A 21517-nucleotide genomic window follows, 5' to 3' on the forward strand; every position below is an offset into this window, starting at 1 on the left:
GCTGCTGATCTCCCCCCTTGAGGGGGAGATGGCCGGCAGGCCCGAGGGGGGTGCCGTAGGGCGCTGTCTTGCGCGGATGGCATCATGACCACACTCCCCCAGGAAATCATCCGCCGTAAGCGCGACGGCAAACCGCTCTCCGCCGACGAAATCGCCGGCTTCGTGCGCGGGCTGACCACCGGCGCGGTGTCCGAGGGCCAGGTAGCAGCCCTTGCCATGGCGGTGTTCTTCAACGGCATGAGCCGCGACGAGGCAGTGGCGCTTACGCTCGCCATGCGCGATTCCGGCGACGTGCTCGACTGGTCGGACCTGCCCGGCCCGGTCACGGACAAGCACTCGACCGGCGGTGTCGGCGACAATGTTTCGCTGATGCTGGCGCCGATCGTCGCTGCCTGCGGGGCCTATGTGCCGATGATTTCGGGCCGCGGCCTTGGCCACACCGGCGGCACGCTCGACAAGATGGATTCGATCCCCGGCTACACCACCCAGCCGGACAAGAAGCTGTTCCGCAAGACGGTGCTGTCCGCCGGCTGCGCCATCATCGGCCAGACCGCCGATCTCGCACCCGCCGACAAGCGCTTCTATGCCATCCGCGATGTGACCGCGACGGTCGAGTCGGTCGCCCTCATCACCGCCTCGATCCTGTCCAAGAAACTCGCCGCCGGGCTGCAATCGCTGGTGCTCGACGTCAAGCTCGGCAACGGCGCTTTCATGGCAAAAACCCGCGACGCGACCGCGCTGGCGACCAGCCTCGTCGAAGTGGCCAATGGCGCGGGGCTGAAAACCTCGGCGCTCATCACCGGTATGAACGAGCCACTGGCATCCGCCGCCGGAAACGCTGTCGAGGTTCAGAACGCGATCGATTTCCTCACTGGCCGTTTCCGCGACCGCCGGCTGGAGCAGGTGACGCTGGCGCTCGCCGCCGAAATGCTGCAGCAGGCCGGGCTTGCCGCGTCGCACCAGGATGCCGCGCGCAAGGCACATAAGGCATTGGAGAGCGGCAAGGCGACGGAAGTCTTTGCGCGCATGGTGGCCGCACTCGGTGGGCCGAAGGATTTTGTCGAGAAGAGCGAAAGCTATCTGCCGAAGGCCAAGGTGGAATTCGCGGTAAAGGCACCGGAGAGCGGTTTTGTAGCCGGCATCGAGACGCGCGATATCGGCCTTGCGGTCGTGGCGCTTGGCGGTGGCCGCACCAGGCCGGAAGACAGCGTCGATCATGCCGTCGGCATCACGCGGCTGTTGCCGGTGGGGGCGGAAGTGAAGGCGGGCGAACCGCTGGCGCTTGTTCACGCCCGCAACAAGACCGATGCCGAGAGGGCTGCGCTGGTACTGTTGTCCGGCTACAGTTTTGGCGAGACGAAACCTGCCGCCGCCAAGGTCATCGTGCGCCGGATCGCGCCGCGCGGCTAAAGCCTTTCCAGCTGAGGTAGAATCGCTCCTCATCCCGCTGCCGCGACCTTCTCCTCGTGAAGGACGGGGAGAAGGAGGCTGTCCGCAACGTTGACGACCCCCTCTCCCCGTTTTTCACGGGGAGAGGGTAAGGGTGAGGGTGAGGGGCTGTTTCCATCATCGTCAGTCAGCCTTCACTTCCCGCTTCGGACCGAGCAAAAACACCGTTACTGCGGCAAGTAGTGTAGCTGCCCCGCTATAGGCGAAGGCGCTGGCCACGCCCGCATTATCCACCAGCAGTCCACCAAAGATCGCGCCCGCCGCGATCGCCACCTGGAAGGTCGCGACCATCAGCCCGCCGGCGCTTTCAGCCTGATCGGGTGCTGCCCGCACCAGCCAGGTCTGCAATCCCACCGGAACCGCGCCGAAGGCAAAGCCCCAGAGCGTGACTGCAATTGCCGATGCGACGGTCGAAGTTCCGAGCACCAGCAGCGAGACGGAAGCTATGGCAATCAGCAGCGGCGCAAGAGCCACTGCCGCCTTGAGGCTGCGCTCGGCGAGAAAGCCGCCTGCAATATTGCCGAAGAAGCCGCCGATGCCGAAGGCCAGCAGAACCAGCGAGATCGTCTCGATGTCGAGCGCCGGCACCTTTTCGAGGAAGGCGCGGACATAGGTGAAGCCGGCGAAATGGCCGGAGGCGACCAGCACGACGACCAGCAAGGCAATCCTGATCATCGGCCTGCGCGCGACATCCAGCAGGCTGCGGAAACTGGCAACACCGACCGGAGGCAGCTTCGGAATGGTCACCAGCTGCACCAGCAGCGTCAGCGCGGCGACGACGGCGGCGATCATGAAGGCGGTGCGCCATCCCCAGATATCGCCGACATAGGCGCCGATGGGAGCCGCGGAAACGGTGGCGGCGGAAACGCCGGTCAGGATGATCGACATGGCGCGCGGCAGGAGGTGGCTCGGGACGAGCCGCATCGTCAGCGCCGCCGACATCGACCAGAAGCCACCAAGCGCTATGCCGAGCACAACGCGCGCCACGAGCAGGACCGGTAACGACCAGGCCAGGGCCGCCAGTACGTTCGACAGGATCAGCAGCAGCGTCAGCCCCCACATGACGATCCGGCGATCGATGCGTTTCGTGATGATGGCCATGGTGGGTGCCGAGATCGCGCCGATGATGGCGGTGGCGGTGACGGCCTGTCCGGCTGCACCCTCGGTGATGCCGAGATCATGGGCGATAGGCGTCAGCAGGCTGGCGGGCAGGAACTCCGCCGTCACCAGCCCGAAAGTGCCGAGCGCAAGCGAAAAGACCGCCCCCCATGCCGCATCGGATCGTTCGTCGGATTTTGCGAGGTCGAGCGGAATGGCGTCCATGACGCCTGTCGCCGGTTCGGTCATAATGGAATCTCCAGTTTGGATGCAGTGCAACATGGTGGTGACTCTCTGGAGTTTCCATGCTAGAAACGCCATCATGCTTGACCGTTCGTCCAAACTTCCGATTACCGGCGATCCGCTCACCGACATTTTGCGTGGCCTTCGCCTCGACGGCGTCGAATATGGCCGCTCCGAAATGAAGGAGCCCTGGGGCGTCGAATTCCCGGCGCAGGAGGCCGCGCGGTTTCATTTCATCGGCCGGAAGGGTTGCTGGCTTCTGCGTCCTTGCGGCGAGTGGGTGGAACTCAATGCCGGTGACGCCGTGCTGCTGCCGCGCGGCGACGTGCATGTGCTGGCGAGCGAACCCGGCGTAAAGACCTCGCCGATTACCGGCTATACGGTCGCCGAGCTTTGCAAGAACGTCTACTGCTTGTCGGACGAAGGTGATGTCCGGGAAGGCTGCCAGCCGGGAACGCTGCTGTTCAGCGGCAGCATGTATTTCAATCTGGACAGGCTGCATCCGCTGCTCGGTATGATGCCGGATGTGATGCTCACCCATGGGCTGGAGGCGTACGATCCGGCGATCCCGCATTTGCTGGAGGCGATGGCGCGCGAGGTGACGATGGAGCGCGTCGGCTCGGGCGGCATCTTGGCGCGGCTGGCCGATGTGCTGGCCGCCACCATCATCCGCTCATGGGTCGAGCGCGGCTGCGGCGCAACCAGCGGCTGGATCGCGGCGGTGCGGGACAGGGATATCGGCCGCGTGCTGGCAGCTATCCATCTGGAGCCGAACCGTGAATGGACAGTGGAAGCGCTGGCGAAAATGATGGGCGCTTCGCGCTCGGGCTTTGCCGAGCGCTTCGCCACCATCGTCGGGGAGACGCCGCTGAAATATGTCACGCAGGTCAGGATGCATCAGGCAAGGCAATGGCTGGTCCGCGACCGGTTGAAGATTTCCGTGGTCGCCTCGCGGCTTGGCTATGAATCTGAAGCCGCTTTCAGCCGCGCCTTCAAACGCGTCGTCGGCTCGCCGCCCAGCCATTTCCGGAGCGACGAACACCCCGGCGCTGCCTAACCGCCAGCTCACTGTACCAAAAGCAGCGAACCGTTCTCGACCTGATATTTGCCGAGCCGGCTGAGAAAGCTCATCCCGATCAGCGTGCCGTTGAGCGCCTTGTCCTCGAGCACAAGGGCCGGAACCTTGTCGACGGAAATCCGGCCGATCTCCAGCCTGTCGATGATGACGACAGCGGCAGCCGTTCGACCGTTGGCCGTATCGACCTGCTGCGAAAAATCCGATTGCTGAAGCGAAATACCGATGCGCCGCGCTGTCGAGCGGTTGATGGCAACGGCGGTGGCGCCGGTGTCGATCATTCCGGTGACCATGCGGCCGTTGAGCCGGAAATCGGCGCTGAAATGGCCGCGCTGGTCGGCAGTAAGCCGCACCTTGCGGCCCGACAGGTCATCGGCGAATGCCGGCGCTTGCGGCTTTGACGGCGTGACTGCTACGACCGGCTGGGAGACCGTTGCCCGCTCGGGTTTTAGAACACCGAGGATCGTTTCGCGATGGGATTGGTAGAGGCCGGGAAGCGAGGCCGCCGCCACGGCGCAAACCGAAAATATTATCACCTGACGCAGCATGCATTCGCCCTGTTTTTGGCGGATGATGCGTCAGTCATGGTGACTTTGGTTTTAACGAAGCGGCAGCTTCGACAACGAAGGTTAGCAAATGCTTGCTGACCGCCACCTCGGCGTCAGTTATCGCCTTTGACGTCGGTCAGGTAGGCTTTGAGGTCGGCGGTTCTTGCCTCGATGACTTCAGCCCGGCAGGTAGGATAGCTCAGAACCTGGCCTTCCCGGCCATACTCGCCATTGGCATAGAATTGGCAGGATTTCTCCTTGAAATCGTTCCAGGCCCGTTGCTCATCCAGCAGCGCCGTAGCGGTATCGCCATCGACCGCGCCGTGCAGTTCCTTCCAGGCGGTGTTCAGAGCCTTGTCCGCGCGGTCCATCCATGCGCCGCCGCATTGACCCCAGGACGCGTTGGTGCCGTCGCTTGCCTTCATGCATTTGTCGTAAACATCATCGGCAAATGCCGGGCTGGCGACGGATGCCGCGGTTAGCAGAGCCAGTGGTACAAGCAGTTTCATGACAGCCTCGCTGGTAACCCGATTCCCCAGGACAGGCTTGCATCGAATTTCCGGCCCGGCAATGGTCCAGATCACTTCGTGCCGTAGAGCCGGTCGCCGGCGTCGCCCAGGCCGGGAATGATATAGCCCTTCTCGTTGAGCTGGCGGTCGATCGCCGCGGCGAACACCGGCACGTCCGGATGCGCCTTCGTGAAGCGCTCGATGCCCTCCGGAGCGGCCAGCAGGCACAGGAAGCGGATATTGGTCGCGCCGCGCTCCTTCAGCTTGTCGATTGCAGCCGTCGCCGAATTGGCGGTCGCCAGCATTGGGTCGACGACGATGACCAGCCGGTCGCCAAGATCGCTCGGCGCCTTGAAGAAATATTCGACCGCTTCCAGCGTCTCGTGATCGCGGTAGAGTCCGATATGGGCGACGCGGGCTGCTGGCACGAGGTCGAGCAGGCCTTCGAGCAGGCCGTTGCCGGCGCGCAGCACCGAGGCGAACACCAGCTTCTTGCCCTCAAGCGTCGGCGCTTCCATCGTCTCGATCGGCGTTTCGATCGTCTTGGTGGTCAGCTCGAGGTCGCGCGTCACCTCATAGCCGAGCAGCAGCGAGATTTCGCGCAGCAGCCGCCGGAAGCTCGCCGTCGACGTTTCCTTGTCGCGCATGATGGTGAGCTTGTGCTGGACAAGCGGATGGTCGACGACGGTCACGCCCATGAGAATTCGCTCCTGATGTCTTTTTCTCAGGCGATACTATCGGCTGAACCGTGCGCGTGAAACCGTCGCCGGCGCGCCAGCCACAGCTTTGTCGCAGCCGATCAGCGCTTTGCGCCGTTCAGCTTGGCCAAAAGCGCTGCCTTGGTCTTGCGATCGACAAAAGCTGCCTCGATCGCCGTCTTGGTGACTGCCGTCAGCGCCTTGTCGTCCATACCGAAATGCGTGGCGGCAATGTCGTATTCGCGTTTCAGCGTCGTCCAGAAATAGGGCGGGTCGTCGGAATTGAGCGTGACCTTGCAGCCGGCTGCCTGCAGCGCCAGGAACGGATGGGTCTCGAAACTGTCGAAAACCTTCAGCGCGATATTCGAGCCGGGGCAGCATTCCAGCACCACGCCCTCGTCGGCAATGCGCTTGACCAGGTCCGGGTTCTCGATTGCGCGCACGCCATGGCCGATGCGGGAAGGGCGGATGTGGTCGAGCGCGGCCTGCACACTTTCCCAGCCGCCGAATTCGCCGGCATGGATGGTGATGCCGAGCCCGGCCTCGCGCGCGATCTCGAAGGCGCGCACATAATCCTCGAAGTCGCCCTGTCTCTCGTCGCCGGCGACGCCGAAGCCGGTCACCAGCGGGTGGCCGCATTTGGCCGCAAAGCGCGCCGCCGCCTCGATCGATTCGACGCCGACATGACGCACGCCGGTCACGATCATGCGGCCTTCGATGCCGGTCTTGTCGCGGGCGCGTATCATGCCCTCGCCGAGCGCGTTGGTGTAGGCCTGCGGGGAGAGCCCGGCCTTGGCGGCATGATCGGGCGAGGTGAAGATTTCCGAATAGATCGCGCCGTCGCGAGCCAGGCTGGTCAGATAATGGTCGGCCAGCCGCGCATAGTCTTCCTCGGTGCGGAACAGGTCGGAGGCGACGTCGTAGGCGGCCAGAAAGCTGGTGAAATCGTGCCAGACGAAGGAGCCGTCCTTGATTATGGCGGAAACATCCTTGCCGTATCTCGCCGCCTGCTTCAGCACGAGTTCCGGCGCTGCCGCACCTTCGATGTGGCAGTGAAGTTCCGCTTTCAATGGCATTCCGGTTTTCCTCGTGTGATGCGCGTTTCGAATCGTGCCTGCTCCGAAGCGCGGCTGTTCACCGCGCCTTAAACAATAGCGTCCCCCATCCTGATCGGCTATGGTCCCGCCGGTTTTATGGCGGATCAAAAATAATGTCAGAACATCGCACAACGGCGGCCGGCGGCATGGAAACCTCCTATGGTTTCAAGGAGGTCGGGCATGGCGACAAGCAAAGCCTCGTCAACGATGTGTTCCACCGCGTCGCCAGCCGCTATGACCTGATGAACGACCTGATGTCCGGCGGCCTGCATCGCCTGTGGAAAGACGGCCTGGTGTCGTGGCTCAACCCGCCGAAGCGGCCGGGCTGGAAGGTGCTGGATGTTGCCGGTGGCACCGGCGACGTCGCGTTCCGCATTATCGATGCCTCGCAGGGACAGGCCCACGCCACCGTGCTCGACATCAACGGCTCGATGCTTGGGGTCGGCAAGGAGCGCGCGGAAAAGCGCGGGCTTGCCGCCAACACCGATTTCGTCGAGGCCAATGCCGAGGAACTGCCCTTCGCTGACGAAACCTTCGACGCCTATACGATCGCCTTCGGCATCCGCAACGTGCCGCGCATCGATGTGGCGCTGTCCGAGGCGTTCAGGGTGCTGAAGCCCGGCGGGCGCTTCCTCTGCCTTGAATTCTCGGAAGTCGACATGCCGGTACTCGACAAGGTCTACGAGGCATGGTCGTTCAACGCCATTCCGCGCATCGGCCAGGTCGTCACCGGTGACGGCGAGCCCTATGCCTATCTCGTCGAATCGATCCGCAAATTCCCCAATCAGGCGAATTTCGCAGCAATGATCACGCGCGCCGGGTTCGGCCGCGTGTCCTTCCGCAACTATTCCGGCGGCATTGCCGCCCTTCATTCGGGCTGGAAGCTTTGACGGGCGCCTCCGCATGAGTTCGCTCAGTGCCGCATTCCGGCTCGCCAGGGCCGGCTGGATTCTGACACGCGAAGGCGTCGTCGCCGCGCTTCCGGGCGAGGAGCTTTCGGGGCCGCCGAAATTCGGCTGGCGCATGGCCAAGCTGCTGACGCGCCGCCGCGCCAAGAAGCGCCAGCGCTCCGAGCGGCTGGCCGGTGCTGTCGCGCGGCTCGGCCCTTCCTATGTCAAACTCGGCCAGTTCCTGGCAACGCGCCCGGACGTGGTCGGCAACGATATCGCGCTTGATCTGGCCCTGCTTCAGGACCGGATGCACACATTTCCGCGTGAGCAGGCGGTCCACGCCATCGAAGGTTCGCTGGGACGCCCGGTGGGTGAGCTTTTCCGTGAACTCGGCGAGCCGGTGGCAGCCGCCTCCATCGCGCAGGTCCATGCGGCCGAGGTCGAGCGCGAGGGTGTTGTTTCCAAGGTCGCCGTCAAGGTCATCCGCCCCGGCGTACGCAAGGCCTTCGCCCACGATCTCGAAAGCTTCTTCCTCGCTGCCCGTCTGCAGGAGTGCTACATTCCGTCGAGCCGGCGTCTGCGGCCGGTCGATGTCACCGAAACGCTGGCCCAGACCACCAAGATCGAGATGGATCTGCGGCTTGAGGCGGCGGCCCTCTCGGAAATCGGCGAGAACACGCAAGGTGATCCCGGCTTTCGCGTGCCGCATGTCGACTGGGAGCGCACCGGCCGCGATGTGCTGACCATGGAATGGGTCGACGGCATCAAGATGAGCGATGTCGAGGGCCTGCGCGCCGCCGGCCACGACCTGCCGCTGATTGCCGCGAACCTGATCCAGTCGTTCCTGCGCCACACGCTGCGCGACGGCTTCTTCCATGCCGACATGCATCCGGGAAACCTCTTCGTCGAGGACAATGGCACCATCGTTGCCGTCGATCTCGGCATCGCCGGGCGGCTCGGCAAGAAGGAGCGGCACTTCCTGGCCGAAATCCTCTACGGCTTCATCACCCGCGACTATCTGCGTGTGGCGGAAGTGCATTTCGAGGCCGGCTACGTACCGCGCAAGCACAATGTCGCCGCCTTCGCCCAGGCCATCCGCGCCATCGGCGAGCCGATCCACGGCCAGCCGGCCGAAACCATTTCCATGGCCAAGCTGCTGACGCTTCTGTTCGAGGTGACGGAGCTGTTCGATATGGCGGCACGGCCCGAACTGGTACTGCTTCAAAAGACCATGGTGGTGGTCGAGGGCGTTGCCCGCACGCTCGATCCTGCGTTCAACATGTGGAAGACGGCCGAACCCGTCGTCGGCAACTGGATCGCCAGCAATCTCGGCCCGCGCGGCATGCTGACCGACGCACGCGACGGCGTGAAGGCGCTGCTGTCGCTGGCCCGCCAGGCCCCGGACTTCGCCGCCCGCACCGAGCGCCTGTCGCGCGAGATCGACAAGATGGCCGAGCACGGCCTGCGCTTCGATGACGAGACGGCGAAAGCCATCGGCAAGGCCGAGGCGCGCCATACTCGCTCTGGTCGGGTGGCGCTGTGGGTGATCGCGCTGACGATGGTGTGGATCGCGTGGAAGCTGCTGTAGCTGCTTTCAATGACAGCATTGCTAGCAATGCTGTCATTGAAAGCAGCACCTTGGTGCGCTATCTTCTGAGTACAGGAGCGAAGCCATGAGCACCATTACGATCCGAAACCTCGACGATGGCGTCAAACAGGAGCTGCGCAAACGCGCGGCCGAGCGTGGAGTTTCGATGGAGCAGGAGGTGCGCGATGCGTTGGCCGATCGCATTGCCGGACCTCGGCAGAGAAAATCCATCCTCGAGGATCTAAGGCGCTTGGGTGCCAATCCTGACAAGCCATTCGATCAGAAGAAGATTAGCGACGAGATGTGGAATGAAGGCCTGCTTTGAGCGGCTTTGTCATTGATACGTCCGCGATTATCGCGATTTTGCTCCGGGAGCATGACGCTGACCATTTCAGGCTCTATCTGGATCAACAGTTGTCGCCGATGATCGGCGTGGCGACCTTGCACGAAGCCTATTGCGTTTCGGCACGTGAGAGCTTTCCGCAAAAGGCGCGGCAGGTCGATGATCTGCTTGCCTTGGTAGAACCTGAAATGGTCGCCTTTGATCTCGATCAACTGATAGCGGCCCGAAGCGCCTATCAGCGCTATGGCCGCGGTTCCGGCCATAAGGCAAATCTCAACATGGGCGACTGCTTCTCCTACGCGCTTGCCAAGACGCGGAACCTGCCGCTGCTTTTCAAGGGCGACGATTTCATTCATACCGACATCGAGCCGGCATTGAAGCTGGCTCCAACGGCAGGCAAGGCATGACCCTCTCCGGCAAGCGTATTCTGCTCATCATCGGCGGCGGCATCGCGGCCTACAAGTCGCTGGACCTCATCCGCCGCCTGCGCGAGCGCGGCGCGGCGGTGCGCTGCATCATGACCGAGGCGGCACAGCAATTCGTGACGCCGCTGTCGGTCGGCGCGCTTTCGGCCGATCATGTCTTCACTGACCTGTTCGACCGGCAGGCCGAGCACGACATCGGCCATATCCGCCTGTCGCGAGAGGCCGATCTGGTCGTCGTTGCGCCGGCCACCGCCGATCTGATGGCGAAACTCGCCAACGGACTTGCCAACGACCTCGCATCCACAGCACTTCTCGCCACCGACAAACGCGTGCTGATGGCGCCGGCGATGAACCCGAAAATGTGGGCGCATCCGGCGACGCGACGCAATCGCGCCACGCTGGAAAAGGACGGCATTGCCTTCATCGGCCCGAACCGGGGCGAGATGGCCGAAAGTGCGGAAGCCGGGGAGGGCCGCATGGCCGAACCGCTGGAGATCGCGGCCGCTGTCGAAGCCTTTTTCGATGCCGGCGCCAAGCCGCTGTCGGGGCGGAAAATCATCGTCACCTCCGGCCCGACACATGAGCCGATCGACCCGGTGCGCTACATCGCCAATCGCTCTTCCGGCAAGCAGGGCCATGCCATTGCGGCAGCTCTGGCCAAGCTCGGTGCGGATGTGCGCCTCGTATCCGGCCCTGTGACGCTTGCCGATCCTGCCGGCGTGAAGACAGTGCACGTCGAAAGCGCCCGCGAGATGCAGGACGCGGTCGAGCAGTTGCTGCCGGCTGACGGAGCCGTTTTCGTCGCGGCGGTTGCCGATTGGCGCACGGCGGATTCCGCCGGCGAGAAGATCAAGAAAGTGGCAGGTGAGGGGCCGCCTGCGCTGAAAATGGTCGAAAACCCTGACATTCTGGCCGGGGTCGGCCACCACAAGAAACGACCTTATCTGGTCGTTGGCTTTGCCGCCGAGACGCAGGATGTGGTCAGGAATGCGCAAGCCAAGCTGAAGAAGAAGGGTGCTGATTTCATCGTCGCCAATGATGTTTCGCACGAGGGCGGCGTCATGGGCGGTGACCGCAACCGGGTGAAGATCGTCTCCAGCGCCGGCGTCGAGGAGTGGCCGGAAATGGGCAAGGACGAGGTAGCAAGCAGGCTGGCAGCGCTGATCGCCGAACGCCTCAAGACGATCGAGGTTTAGCCCTTGCAACATATCGATGACACGGCGCGCCAGCGCATTTTAGATGCCGTTGACGCGGCTTTCGACGCGCAGGTGGATTTCCTGGCGAGCCTTGTCCGTTGCGCTTCGCAACGGGGCGCGGAAACCGGTGTGCAGGATATCGTCGAGGCCGCCTTGCGGGACCGCGGCTATCATGTCGACCGCTTCCTGATCGACCCGGATTTGGTCGGCAAGCACCCGGCCTTTTCGCCGGTGACGGTGCCCTACGACAAGATGGCGAATGTCGTCGGCGTTCGCAAAGCCGGAACGCCGAAAGGACGTTCGCTGGCGCTCAACGCCCATGTCGATGTCGTGCCGACGGGCGACCCGGTGCGGTGGGAATTTCCGCCTTACGACGCCGTGAAGCGCGGCGATTGGCTGTATGGCCGCGGCGCTGGCGACATGAAGGCCGGCCTGACGGCGGCGCTGTTCGCGCTCGATGCGATAAGGGCGGCAGGGTTCGAACTGACAGCGGACGTCCAGCTTCAGTCCGTCGTCGAGGAAGAGATCACCGGCAACGGCGCGGCCATGGCGCTGGTCAAGGGTTACGTCGCCGACGCAATCCTTATTCCCGAACCGACCGACGAAAAGCTGGTGCGGGCCAATTCCGGCGTCAACAAATTCGCCATCACAGTCGAGGGCGTGCCGGCACATCCGCGCGAGATCGACCAGGGCATCAGCGCCATCGACGCGGCAGTGCGGCTGATCGGCCACCTGCGCAAGCTCGAAGCGAAATGGAATGAGGAGCGGCCGTCGAAGCCGTTCTTCGATGATGTGGAAAATCCCGCAGCCCTTACCATCGGCACCATCGTCGGCGGTGAGTGGATCGCCTCGGTGCCGTCCTCATGCCGCTTCGAAGGACGCATCGGCTTTTATCCTGGCGATGATCCGCAACGGCGGGCACGCGAATTCGAAGCGTTCGTCGCTGACGCCGTTGCCGGCGATCCGGGCTTTCGCAACTGCCCGCCGCCGCGTGTGGAATGGGTCGGCGTCATGCATGCCGGCTATGCGCTGGAACCCGGCTCCGATGCCGAGGCCATGCTGGCGCTGGCGCATCAGGCCGCGCGTGATGGAAGCGGGTCGCTGGAAGCCTATGTCATGGCCTGTTACCTCGACGCGGCGGTCTTTGCCGTGCATGGCAACATCCCGTCGCTGGTCTATGGGCCGGTCGCGGAAAACATCCATGCCGTGGACGAGCGCGTCAGCCTGTCGTCGCTCAAGCGTGTCACCAAGACCATCGCGCTCTTTGCTGCCGGCTGGTGCGGGATACGATCGTAGGATCGAGGTCCCGTCAGGCCGGAGCCCGTGACAGGCATCATCCAAAAGCTAAGTGGTCTAATCCAGATGGCGTAGGCGAGGGCATGTTTTCTACAGCTGTCGGTTCATCTCAAAGGTGAATCTACCGCGAATTTGGTACCTCAAACCCGTCGTTTCTACCCGTCCGGGTGATGTGCGATGCGGTCCGCTGGCTTCAAAATTTCGCCGATTCTACTCGCTGACGAGCGTGGCAATGGTCCGATACGAAAGTGAATATGCCGGCAGGTACAAGCACTGGTCGAAGGACGATATCAACCTTCTGAAACGGCTTGCGCGCAAGAACGAAAGCGTCGCCCTGATCGCGCGGCGTCTCAACCGCACGGTCGGAGCGGTCCGTACGCGCGCTTCCGCCGAGGGCATAAGCCTTGCACGGGCCTCGAGCGATGCTGAATCCGTGCCAACCTCATCGAAAACAATACCGGATCAGCGTGCCGCTTCATCGGCCGGCAGCGCGTGAAATCGTTGCTGGTGATACGGACGGATCGTAGCAGCAGTTCAGAAACATCCGCTACGATCTAGCGAAGGTCGGAACTACGCCGCGCCGACGCTTGAAAACCCAACCCGTCAAACGTCCAGATTGGCGACGCTCAGCGCATTTTCCTGGATGAATTCACGCCGTGGCTCAACCTCGTCGCCCATCAGCCGCGAGAACAGCGAGTCGGCGTCGGTGGCGTCGTGTACCCTGACCTGCAGCAGCGAGCGCACGTTCGGGTCGAGCGTGGTTTCCCAGAGCTGCTCGGCATTCATTTCGCCAAGACCCTTGTAGCGCTGCATGGTCAGGCCCTTGCGGCCGGTCGCGAAGATCGCGTCGAGCAATGCCATCGGCCCCGAGATCGTCTCGGACACTTCCTTGCGCCGCAGCACGGGTGATTGGGCGTAGACCTCGTGCAGGCGGGCCGCGTAGCGATCGAGCGCGCGTGCATCGGCCGAGTTGATGAGGCCCATGTCGAGATGGGCATATTCCTTCACGCCGCGCACGGTGCGCTCGAAGATGAACCCACCCGGGCCTTCGTTCGAAGTTGAAGTACGGCCCTGCCAGCCGCGCTCGGTGTCCTCGGCGATGGCGTCGAGGCGCTGGGCTATGGTCGCGGCCATGGCGTCGGCGCGGCCGAGATTGGAGAAAATGTCCGGGTTGAGAGCGCCGGCAATTGCCGCCTGCTCGACCACCGTCCGCGAGTAGCGCGTGTGCAGGCCGTTGAGCAGAGTGCGCACGGCCATCGCATCGTCCACCGCGCCACGCAGATCCTGCCCGGTGCGAACCTCGCCGGTCGACTGGGTGAGAGACGCCTCTTCAAGGCCCGAGCCGATGAGGAATGCCTCGAAGGCGCTTTCGTCCTTGATGTATTGCGAGCTCTTGCCGCGCGAAACCTTGTAGAGCGGCGGCTGCGCGATATAGAGGTGGCCGCGCTCGATCAGCTCCGGCATCTGCCGGAAGAAGAAGGTGAGCAGCAGGGTGCGGATGTGGGCGCCGTCGACGTCGGCGTCAGTCATGATGATGATCTTGTGATAGCGCAGCTTGTCGGCGTTGAACTCGTCCTTGCCGATCGAAGTTCCGAGCGCGGTAATCAGCGTGCCGATCATGTCGGAGCCCAGCATGCGGTCGAAGCGCGCGCGCTCGACATTCAGGATCTTGCCGCGCAGCGGCAGGATGGCCTGGTTCTGGCGCGAGCGCCCGCCCTTGGCCGAGCCACCTGCCGAGTCACCCTCGACGATGAAGATTTCAGACTTGGCCGGGTCGCGCTCCTGGCAGTCGGCAAGCTTGCCGGGCAGCGAGGTGATGTCGAGCACGCCCTTGCGCCGGGTCAGTTCGCGCGCCTTGCGCGCGGCTTCGCGGGCTGCGGCTGCTTCCACCACCTTGGCGATCAGGATCTTGGCTTCCGAAGGGTGTTCCTCAAACCACGTGCCGAGCGCTTCGTTGACGAGGCTTTCGACGACCGGGCGGACTTCCGACGAAACCAGCTTGTCCTTGGTCTGGGAGGAGAATTTCGGGTCGGGAACCTTGACCGAAAGAACGGCGGTCAGGCCTTCGCGGCTGTCATCGCCGGTGATGGAAACCTTTTCCTTCTTGGAAATGCCCGAGGATTCCGCATAGCCCGTCACCTGGCGCGTGAGCGCGCCACGGAAACCGGCCAGATGGGTGCCGCCGTCGCGCTGCGGGATGTTGTTGGTGAAGGCCAGCACGTTCTCGTGGTACGAGTCGTTCCACCACATCGCCACTTCGACGGTGATGCCGTCGCGCTCGGCCTTGATGGCGATCGGCGATGAAATCAGCGGCTTTTTCGCCCGGTCGAGATATTTGACGAATTCGATCAGACCGCCATCGTAAAGCAGTTCCTGCGTCTTGATGTCGGCGTGACGCTTGTCGGTCAGTACGATGCGTACGCCGGAATTCAGGAACGCCAGTTCGCGCAGCCGGTGTTCCAGCGTGTTGTAGTCGAACTCCACCATGGTGAAGGTGTCGGTCGACGGCATGAAGGAGATTTCGCTGCCGCTGCGCCCTTCATAGGTGGCGGGAAGCTTGTTCGGCACATAGGTGCCGGTCACCTTGAGCGGCGCATCGGAATTGCCGTGGGTAAAGCTCATCTCGTGGATATTGCCGTCGCGGCGGATCTTCAGCTTCAGCCAGACCGAAAGCGCGTTGACGACGGAAACGCCGACGCCGTGCAGGCCGCCGGAAACCTTGTAGGAATTCTGGTCGAACTTACCGCCGGCATGAAGCTGCGTCATGATGACTTCGGCAGCCGAAATGCCTTCGCCGGTGTGGATGTCGGTCGGAATGCCGCGGCCATTGTCGATGACCGTGCAGGAACCGTCGGGATTGAGCGTTACCGTCACCAGGTCAGCGTGGCCGGCCAGCGCCTCGTCGATGGCGTTGTCGACGACCTCGTAGACCATGTGGTGCAGGCCCGAGCCATCGTCAGTGTCGCCGATATACATGCCCGGCCGCTTGCGCACCGCATCAAGGCCCTTGAGAACCTTGATGGAATCGGCGCCATACTCAGCCGGCGCATCGGCCTGGTTTTCGGTCGTATCGCTCATGAAGTGCTTTCGTCTCTCTATCGCGGGACAGGCGCGCAATTCCATTCCGAATCGCGCGCCCGATCATGTCCTAGATATAGGCGCTTCATGGCTTTTTTCCAAGTTTTCCAAGGATTTTGCCGGGGAAAAGGGAGAGGAAGGAAAGCGCCGCTCGAGAGCCGGGTAATCATGTTTGCTGGGGGTGCTGCCCGTGCGTGCTAAGCAGCCTTGTCGGCTACGGCCTTGGACGGACGCAGCACCTTCAGCGCGCCGGCCCAGCGGTCGAGCTCGTCAAGCATGGCGGTCGCACCGGTGGTGATGAGCTCGTTCGGCTCGAACACGCCGTCCTTGAGGAACTGCGGATAGTTCGGCACCGGCACGCCTTCCTGAAGCGGCACTACTTTCTGCGCCATCAGCAGCGGCTTGATCGACTCCACGGCGCGCAGGCCGCCGGAGACGCCGGCATAAGACAGGAAGCCGGCCGGCTTGTATTTCCACTCGGCCGACAGATAGGTGATGGCGTTGATGAGCGAGGCCGGCGCGAAGTAATTGTATTCCGGCGTCACGAAGACGAAGGCGTCGCCGGCATCGATCGCTTCGGACAGCTTCTTGGTGTGGGCGTTCTCATACTGGCCGAGGCGCGGATGCTTGGGCTCGTCGAAGATCGGCAGGTTGAAATCGGCCAGGTCGACCAGAACCGGCTCGAACTTGCCGTGCTTGCGGGTGAAATCGGCGAACCATTTCGCAAAAACCGGGCCGACGCGGCCGGGGCGGGTGCTGCCGATGATGATGTTGAGTTTCTGTGTCATAGTCGTGATCCTGTGGGAGGATTAGGTATACAATGGTGACCGAGTGCAAATAGGCGCTCTTGTGTGCAGTGCACAAGGGGGCACCTTTCGGTAACTGGGGAAGGTTTTGGTGACAGAGCGTTCACCAAACGGGGTGCGACAATGCCCTCGCATGGACGCTGGCCACAGGCGTGCCTACATAGGAAGGACCCGAATGGAGCAATTGATGGATATCGCGCCTTCGCCTTTCATCCCGCCCGCGCCGAAGCCGCGCACCTCGCCGCCTTCGACGCTGGAGATGATCCGCATCGTCTACCGCAACCCGCTCGAATTGTGGGGTGAGCCCTCCTACAACGAGCCGTGGATTTCGGTAAACGGTGTTGGCGGGCCGCTGGTCATCGCCAACGATCCCGGCCTGATCCGCCACGTGCTGGTCGACAATGCCAAGAACTACAAGATGGCGACGGTGCGCCAGAAGATCCTGCGGCCGATCCTGCGCGATGGACTGCTGACGGCGGAAGGCGATGTCTGGAAGCGCTCGCGCAAGGCGATGGCGCCGGTGTTCACGCCGCGCCATATCTTCGGCTTTGCCGGGCCGATGCTGAAACGCACCGAGGAATTCGTCACGCGCTACGAGGAAGCGCCGGGCACGGTTGATGTCGCGCACGACATGACGCTGCTGACCTACGACATTCTCGCTGAAACGCTGTTTTCAGGCGAGATCGCCGGCGAACCGGGCAGTTTTGCCCGCGAAATCGATCGTTTGTTCGAGACGATGGGCCGGGTCGACCCGCTCGATCTCCTGCGCGCGCCCGACTGGATGCCGCGCCTTACCCGCATTCGCGGCCGCAAGACGATGGCCTATTTCCGCAAGATCGTGACCGACACGGTGTCGATGCGCACCGAGCGGCTGGCGCGCGACCCCGGCAATGTACCCGAAGATTTCCTGACGCTTCTCCTGCGCGCCGAAGGGCCGAACGGCCTGACGCGCGCCGAGATCGAGGACAACATCATCACCTTCATCGGTGCCGGCCACGAGACCACGGCCCGCGCACTCGGCTGGGCCGTCTACTGCCTTGCCGAAGCGCCTTGGGAGCGCGACAAGGTCGAGGCCGAGATCGACGCTGTGCTGGCGCGCGAGCCCGACCCGACCAAATGGCTCGACGCCATGCCGCTGACGCGCGCCGCCTTCGACGAGGCGCTTAGGCTCTATCCGCCGGCGCCGTCGATCAACCGCGAGCCGATCGAGCCGGAGACCTACAAGGATCTCTACATCCCGAAACGTGCCGCCGTGCTGGTCATGCCGTGGGTCGTGCATCGCCACCGCAAGCTGTGGGACCAGCCCGACGCCTTCATGCCCGAGCGGTTCCATCCGGGAAACCGCGAAAAGATCGACCGCTTCCAGTATCTACCCTTCGGCGCCGGCCCGCGCGTCTGCATCGGCGCGAGTTTCGCCATGCAGGAGGCGATCATCGCACTGGCGGTCATGCTGTCGCGCTTCCGCTTCGACACCGTTGCTGAGACCAAGCCCTGGCCGGTGCAGAAGCTGACGACGCAGCCGCAGGGCGGCCTGCCGATGCGGGTGACGCGGCGCTGAGGGAGGGGACGGTGAGCAAAGCTCCTTCGGCTTTTCTGGTGCGGATAACCGGGAGGGTCCAGGGCGTCGGCTTTCGCATGTGGACGCAGGAGGAGGCCGAAAGGCTCGGGCTGCGCGGCTGGGTGCGCAATGAGCGCGACGGCTCCGTCACGGCGATGATTGCCGGTTCCGGCGAGGCGACCGCGATCATGCTGAAGCTGCTATGGACTGGGCCGCGTGGGGCGGTGGTGTCAAATGTGGACGCCAAAGCGGCAAGTGCGGAGGCCGCACCTGCCAGCTTCGAAATCACCGGCTAGACCAGTGCAAAAATCCGCGCCGGCCCGCCCGTCGCGCCCTTGATCTTCGGTGCGCCGACTACGATCGTTGCACCCTTCACCGGCACCTTGTCGAGATTGGCGACGCCTTCGATGCCGTAGCGGCCGCTGGGCAGCCAGGTGTTGTGGACGATGAAGTCGGGCGAGGGGCCGTGATCGAGCGACAGCGTGTCGACGGCGATCGCCTTGATCGACGGCTGCTCGATCAGCAGTTGCGCGGTTTCGACGTGGAAGCCCGGAAAATGCATGGTCTTGCCGTCGTCGCCGACATTGCGGAATTTTTCGGTCGCGACATGATCGCCCCAGCCCGATAGCAGCGCCACCACCGCGCCTTCCGGCAGGTCGCCATTGGCGCTCGTCCAGGCCTTGATGTCGTCGGGCGTGACCTGCGCGTCCGGGTTTTCCGCAGCCTTTGCGCGGATGTCGATCACCACCAGTGGCGCGATCAGGTCCTCGACCGGAAGCTCGGCCACCGATTTGCCGTCGGCGGTAAAATGCAGCGGCGCGTCGATATGGGTGCCGGTGTGCTCGCTGATGCGCCATTCGTTCAGGTTGAACGTGTCCTTGGCGTGGCTGAATTTCTGGTCGATGAAAAGCTGCTGCCCGCCGAAATAGGTCGGAAACTGCTCCCAGATTTCATGGGTGAGATCTTCGGCTTTCTTGGGCGTTTCGGCGGCGAACAACGGCCGTGATGGCAAGGTCGTGGCAAGTGCTGCGGCACCGGCTGCCGCTATCGTGCCCTTGAAGAAGCTGCGGCGGCTGAGCATGCCCGCCTTGACGGATTCCATTACGCAGTGATGGCACATGATAACCCCTCTTCATTCTGGTTGACGAAGGGAGTTTGTTACACGGTTGCCGCAACGGCAAGTGCCTGATCTTGCGCGTTTAGTTGCGCCCGTGAAAAACGTTTTCGATATGCACCGGCCAGCGGCGCGGCAGTACCGCCACCATGTCGAAACGCACCGACAATTTTCCATAGTCGGGCTGGCGCGACAGCCACAGATCGGCCGCGCCCTCGATGCGGCGTTCGGAGCTGTAGGCGATGGCTTCCATGGCCGAAATGAGCGTCGGCCGCGCCTTGACCTCGACGATCAGCACGAGATTGCCGCGCCGCGCGATCAGGTCGATTTCGCCGAGTTTTGTCCGGTAGCGCCGGGCGATGATGCGATAACCCTTGAGCATCAGGGCAAGGGCGGCCAGCCATTCGCCACGATGGCCGCGTTTGTAGGCCTTGATCCGCGCGCTCGCGTCAGTCACCCGCACCTTCCCTGAGTTCGAGCAGGCGGCGATAGAGCGCGGGCTTCTGCCCGCCGGTCATGCGCGCGGCTTCCGCGGCAGCCTTGGAGGTCGGCATTTCCTTGGCCAGCGACAGCAGCAGCCGGTCGATGTCTTCAGGCCCGGTCACGGCCTGTTCTTCCGGCGGGCCGACGCAGATGACGATCTCGCCCTTGGGCGTCGGCGCTTCGGCATAATGCGCGGCGAGCGCCGACAGCGTACCGGTGCGCATCTCCTCGAACCTCTTGGTGAGTTCGCGGCCGATGGCGGCATGGCGGTCGCCATAGACGTCGGCCATCGCGACAAGCGTGTCGGCCAGCCGCCGCGGCGATTCGAAGAAGATCAGCGTTGCCGGAACTGCGGTCAGCTCGGAAAGCCGCGTGCGCCGCTGTCCGTCCTTGACCGGCAGGAACCCGGCGAACAGGAAGGCATCGGAGGGCAAACCCGATGCGGTAAGTGCCGCCAGAACCGCCGAAGCGCCGGGTATCGGCACGACGCGGATGCCCTTTTCCAGCGCCTGCCCGACCAGCCTGTAGCCCGGGTCAGAAACCAGTGGCGTGCCGGCATCCGATACCAGCGCCACGCTCTGCCCGCTTTCCAGCGCCTCGATCAGGCGCGGGCCTGCCTCGGCGGCATTGTGCTCGTGATAGGGCGTCGGGCGTTGGCGGATGCCGTAGCGTTCCAGCAGAATGCGGGTAACCCGGGTGTCCTCGCAGGCGAGGATATCGGCGCCGGCCAGCGTTTCCAGCGCGCGCAGCGTGATGTCGCCGAGATTGCCGATGGGCGTGGCGACGAGATAGAGCGCGGCTTCCATCGGACGGGCGGCGACCTCCGTCTGCCCGATCATGAAACTCTTCCTGCCGTCTGCCCGCACGCCGTATTCTCCTTGAGCTCCCTCTTTGGCACGGCACTGGGCGCCTTGCAAAAAACCTTTCGGCCCTTACGTAAATTTTGCCGCAATCGGGAACGAAACCAAGTGCGTCGGGTTTGGCATGTTCATTCGGGAGGATCCAATGCAAGGCCTTCAGCTACAGGACGTGTTCCAGCCCTACTATGCCGACCGCAGGAGTTTTCTCGCTGACGGTGCAATGGCGCCGGCTCCGAAAGCCGAGCGCAAGGACAGCGACGAGGCCAGCGATAAAAAGCCGGCCACGCCAGAGCCTAACTCGAAAAAGGCCTGAAGATACAATGCCCAATCACTTCGATGCCTTCCTGCCGCGTCTGGAAAAACGGCACGCCGACGAGCGGCCCTCAGACCCGGTAGGCGACCAGAACAGCACCCGCGGCAATCAGCGCGACGCCAAGCCAGTTGGCACCGCTCAGCCGCTCGCCGAGAAACACCACGCCAAACACCGCGACAAGAACCACGCTTAGCTTGTCGATCGGCGCGACCTGGGCGGCGTTGCCCAGCTTCAGCGCGCGGAAATAGCACAGCCACGACGCCCCCGTCGCCAGTCCCGACAGGACGAGGAAGCCGTAGGTCTTTCCCGAGATCTCGCCCGGATTCTGGAACTGTCCGGTGGCGACAACGATTCCCGCCAGCACCAGAAGGATAACGACGGTGCGGATCAGCGTGGCGAAATCCGAATTGATGTTCTCGATGCCGACCTTGGCGAAGATCGCGGTGAGTGCGGCGAACATTGCCGACAGGACGGCCCAGAACTGCCAGGACGCGAAAGCGGAATTCATCTCTTAACCCTCGTTGTCTAACCGAGATATCTCGGAACGCGCGCTTCGAGAAGGCGAACCAGCGCTGGGTCCATGAATTCATAGTCGTCAGGGATATCGAGGCAGATGATCCGCGCCTTCTTCAGGCTTGCCTTGAATTTCTTCTGCAGCTTCGCCCTGTGGGCTTTTTCCATCACGAAAATAATGTCGGCCCATGCGACGAGTTCTCCCGTCAACGGGTTGTCGGCATCATGGTTTGTGCCGGCGGAGGCGACTTCGATATCTCTGCGTGTAGAAAACACCTGCTCGGCGGTGGGGCTTCGCAAACGATTTTGGCTACAGACGAAGAGAACATTCTTCACA

General features: G+C 63.2%; 24 protein-coding genes. 12 read left to right on the forward strand and 12 right to left on the reverse strand.

Annotation, left to right across the window (positions count from 1 at the left end):
• Positions 1-84: 84 nt before the first annotated feature.
• Positions 85-1410 carry a thymidine phosphorylase gene (gene deoA, locus G6N74_RS23655; RefSeq protein WP_165120471.1) on the forward strand — a complete coding sequence of 442 codons (1326 nt, stop codon included), beginning with the start codon at positions 85-87 and terminating at the stop codon, positions 1408-1410.
• A 162-nt stretch (positions 1411-1572) separates the two neighbouring features.
• Here the strand turns inward: deoA and G6N74_RS23660 are convergent, their stop codons facing one another.
• On the reverse strand, positions 1573-2796 hold the full coding sequence (locus G6N74_RS23660) for an MFS transporter (protein WP_165120472.1): 1224 nt from the start codon (positions 2794-2796) through the stop codon (positions 1573-1575).
• A gap of 73 nt (positions 2797-2869) precedes the next feature.
• On the opposite strand from G6N74_RS23660, the gene G6N74_RS23665 reads away from it, so the two are divergent.
• Entirely contained in the window at positions 2870-3847 is a 978-nt protein-coding gene (locus tag G6N74_RS23665; protein WP_165120473.1) for an AraC family transcriptional regulator, read from the forward strand.
• An 8-nt stretch (positions 3848-3855) separates the two neighbouring features.
• Here the strand turns inward: G6N74_RS23665 and G6N74_RS23670 are convergent, their stop codons facing one another.
• The 4 genes from G6N74_RS23670 to G6N74_RS23685 all read right to left on the reverse strand — a co-directional run bounded on the left by G6N74_RS23670 (position 3856) and on the right by G6N74_RS23685 (position 6696).
• Complete coding sequence (locus G6N74_RS23670; protein ID WP_165120474.1) at positions 3856-4413, reverse strand: TIGR02281 family clan AA aspartic protease; 558 nt, start codon at positions 4411-4413, stop codon at positions 3856-3858.
• A gap of 113 nt (positions 4414-4526) precedes the next feature.
• The gene (locus G6N74_RS23675) at positions 4527-4922 is read right to left on the reverse strand and encodes a lysozyme inhibitor LprI family protein (protein WP_165120475.1); all 396 of its coding nucleotides are present in this window, start codon (positions 4920-4922) and stop codon (positions 4527-4529) included.
• A 71-nt stretch (positions 4923-4993) separates the two neighbouring features.
• Complete coding sequence (upp, locus tag G6N74_RS23680; RefSeq protein WP_165120476.1) at positions 4994-5620, reverse strand: uracil phosphoribosyltransferase; 627 nt, start codon at positions 5618-5620, stop codon at positions 4994-4996.
• Between the two features lie 101 nt (positions 5621-5721).
• Positions 5722-6696, reverse strand: coding sequence for an adenosine deaminase (locus G6N74_RS23685; protein ID WP_165120477.1), 975 nt, complete (start codon positions 6694-6696; stop codon positions 5722-5724).
• A 134-nt stretch (positions 6697-6830) separates the two neighbouring features.
• On the opposite strand from G6N74_RS23685, the gene ubiE reads away from it, so the two are divergent.
• From ubiE to G6N74_RS23720, 7 genes are all read left to right on the forward strand, one after another.
• Positions 6831-7607: a bifunctional demethylmenaquinone methyltransferase/2-methoxy-6-polyprenyl-1,4-benzoquinol methylase UbiE gene (gene ubiE, locus G6N74_RS23690; protein ID WP_165120478.1), complete on the forward strand. Its 777-nt coding sequence runs from the start codon at positions 6831-6833 to the stop codon at positions 7605-7607.
• 13 nt (positions 7608-7620) lie between these two features.
• The gene (gene ubiB / locus G6N74_RS23695; RefSeq protein WP_165120479.1) at positions 7621-9195 is read left to right on the forward strand and encodes a 2-polyprenylphenol 6-hydroxylase; all 1575 of its coding nucleotides are present in this window, start codon (positions 7621-7623) and stop codon (positions 9193-9195) included.
• Positions 9196-9280: 85 nt separating this feature from the next.
• Positions 9281-9520, forward strand: coding sequence for a FitA-like ribbon-helix-helix domain-containing protein (locus tag G6N74_RS23700; RefSeq protein WP_165120480.1), 240 nt, complete (start codon positions 9281-9283; stop codon positions 9518-9520).
• A 38-nt stretch (positions 9521-9558) separates the two neighbouring features.
• Positions 9559-9945, forward strand: a complete 387-nt coding sequence (locus tag G6N74_RS23705) for a type II toxin-antitoxin system VapC family toxin (RefSeq protein WP_376767745.1) — start codon at positions 9559-9561, stop codon at positions 9943-9945.
• Complete coding sequence (gene coaBC, locus G6N74_RS23710; RefSeq protein WP_165120482.1) at positions 9942-11159, forward strand: bifunctional phosphopantothenoylcysteine decarboxylase/phosphopantothenate--cysteine ligase CoaBC; 1218 nt, start codon at positions 9942-9944, stop codon at positions 11157-11159. Before G6N74_RS23705 ends, coaBC begins: the two co-directional genes overlap by 4 nt.
• A gap of 3 nt (positions 11160-11162) precedes the next feature.
• Positions 11163-12455, forward strand: coding sequence for an ArgE/DapE family deacylase (locus tag G6N74_RS23715; RefSeq protein WP_205826833.1), 1293 nt, complete (start codon positions 11163-11165; stop codon positions 12453-12455).
• A gap of 232 nt (positions 12456-12687) precedes the next feature.
• The gene (locus tag G6N74_RS23720; RefSeq protein ID WP_165120483.1) at positions 12688-12951 is read left to right on the forward strand and encodes a hypothetical protein; all 264 of its coding nucleotides are present in this window, start codon (positions 12688-12690) and stop codon (positions 12949-12951) included.
• Positions 12952-13058: 107 nt separating this feature from the next.
• Here G6N74_RS23720 and gyrB read toward each other — a convergent pair whose 3' ends face one another.
• Together gyrB and G6N74_RS23730 are read right to left on the reverse strand one after the other, a co-directional pair.
• Positions 13059-15533, reverse strand: a complete 2475-nt coding sequence (gene gyrB / locus G6N74_RS23725) for a DNA topoisomerase (ATP-hydrolyzing) subunit B (RefSeq protein ID WP_165120484.1) — start codon at positions 15531-15533, stop codon at positions 13059-13061.
• Between the two features lie 197 nt (positions 15534-15730).
• Entirely contained in the window at positions 15731-16321 is a 591-nt protein-coding gene (locus tag G6N74_RS23730) for an NADPH-dependent FMN reductase (RefSeq protein WP_165120485.1), read from the reverse strand.
• Between the two features lie 205 nt (positions 16322-16526).
• Here G6N74_RS23730 and G6N74_RS23735 point away from each other — a divergent pair, with 205 nt between their 5' ends.
• On the forward strand, positions 16527-17897 hold the full coding sequence (locus G6N74_RS23735) for a cytochrome P450 (RefSeq protein ID WP_165120580.1): 1371 nt from the start codon (positions 16527-16529) through the stop codon (positions 17895-17897).
• Between the two features lie 11 nt (positions 17898-17908).
• Positions 17909-18193, forward strand: a complete 285-nt coding sequence (locus tag G6N74_RS23740) for an acylphosphatase (RefSeq protein ID WP_165120486.1) — start codon at positions 17909-17911, stop codon at positions 18191-18193.
• Here G6N74_RS23740 and G6N74_RS23745 read toward each other — a convergent pair.
• The 3 genes from G6N74_RS23745 to rsmI all read right to left on the reverse strand — a co-directional run bounded on the left by G6N74_RS23745 (position 18190) and on the right by rsmI (position 20333).
• The gene (locus G6N74_RS23745; RefSeq protein WP_165120487.1) at positions 18190-19017 is read right to left on the reverse strand and encodes a cyclase family protein; all 828 of its coding nucleotides are present in this window, start codon (positions 19015-19017) and stop codon (positions 18190-18192) included. The genes G6N74_RS23740 and G6N74_RS23745 overlap by 4 nt on opposite strands.
• Before the next feature lie 79 nt (positions 19018-19096).
• On the reverse strand, positions 19097-19468 hold the full coding sequence (locus G6N74_RS23750) for a YraN family protein (protein WP_165120488.1): 372 nt from the start codon (positions 19466-19468) through the stop codon (positions 19097-19099).
• Positions 19461-20333, reverse strand: a complete 873-nt coding sequence (rsmI, locus tag G6N74_RS23755; RefSeq protein ID WP_165120489.1) for a 16S rRNA (cytidine(1402)-2'-O)-methyltransferase — start codon at positions 20331-20333, stop codon at positions 19461-19463. Before rsmI ends, G6N74_RS23750 begins: the two co-directional genes overlap by 8 nt.
• Positions 20334-20499: 166 nt before the next feature.
• Between rsmI and G6N74_RS23760 the strand changes: the two genes are divergently transcribed.
• On the forward strand, positions 20500-20667 hold the full coding sequence (locus G6N74_RS23760) for a hypothetical protein (RefSeq protein ID WP_165120490.1): 168 nt from the start codon (positions 20500-20502) through the stop codon (positions 20665-20667).
• A gap of 70 nt (positions 20668-20737) precedes the next feature.
• Here the strand turns inward: G6N74_RS23760 and G6N74_RS23765 are convergent, their stop codons facing one another.
• Together G6N74_RS23765 and G6N74_RS23770 are read right to left on the reverse strand one after the other, a co-directional pair.
• Positions 20738-21175 carry an EamA family transporter gene (locus G6N74_RS23765; protein ID WP_165120491.1) on the reverse strand — a complete coding sequence of 146 codons (438 nt, stop codon included), beginning with the start codon at positions 21173-21175 and terminating at the stop codon, positions 20738-20740.
• A 17-nt stretch (positions 21176-21192) separates the two neighbouring features.
• Positions 21193-21516 carry a low molecular weight protein tyrosine phosphatase family protein gene (locus tag G6N74_RS23770; RefSeq protein WP_165120492.1) on the reverse strand — a complete coding sequence of 108 codons (324 nt, stop codon included), beginning with the start codon at positions 21514-21516 and terminating at the stop codon, positions 21193-21195.
• Between the last annotated feature and the right edge of the window lies 1 nt (position 21517).

This window comes from Mesorhizobium zhangyense (genome assembly GCF_011045115.1).
Classification (GTDB): Bacteria; Pseudomonadota; Alphaproteobacteria; order Rhizobiales; family Rhizobiaceae; genus Mesorhizobium_M; species Mesorhizobium_M zhangyense.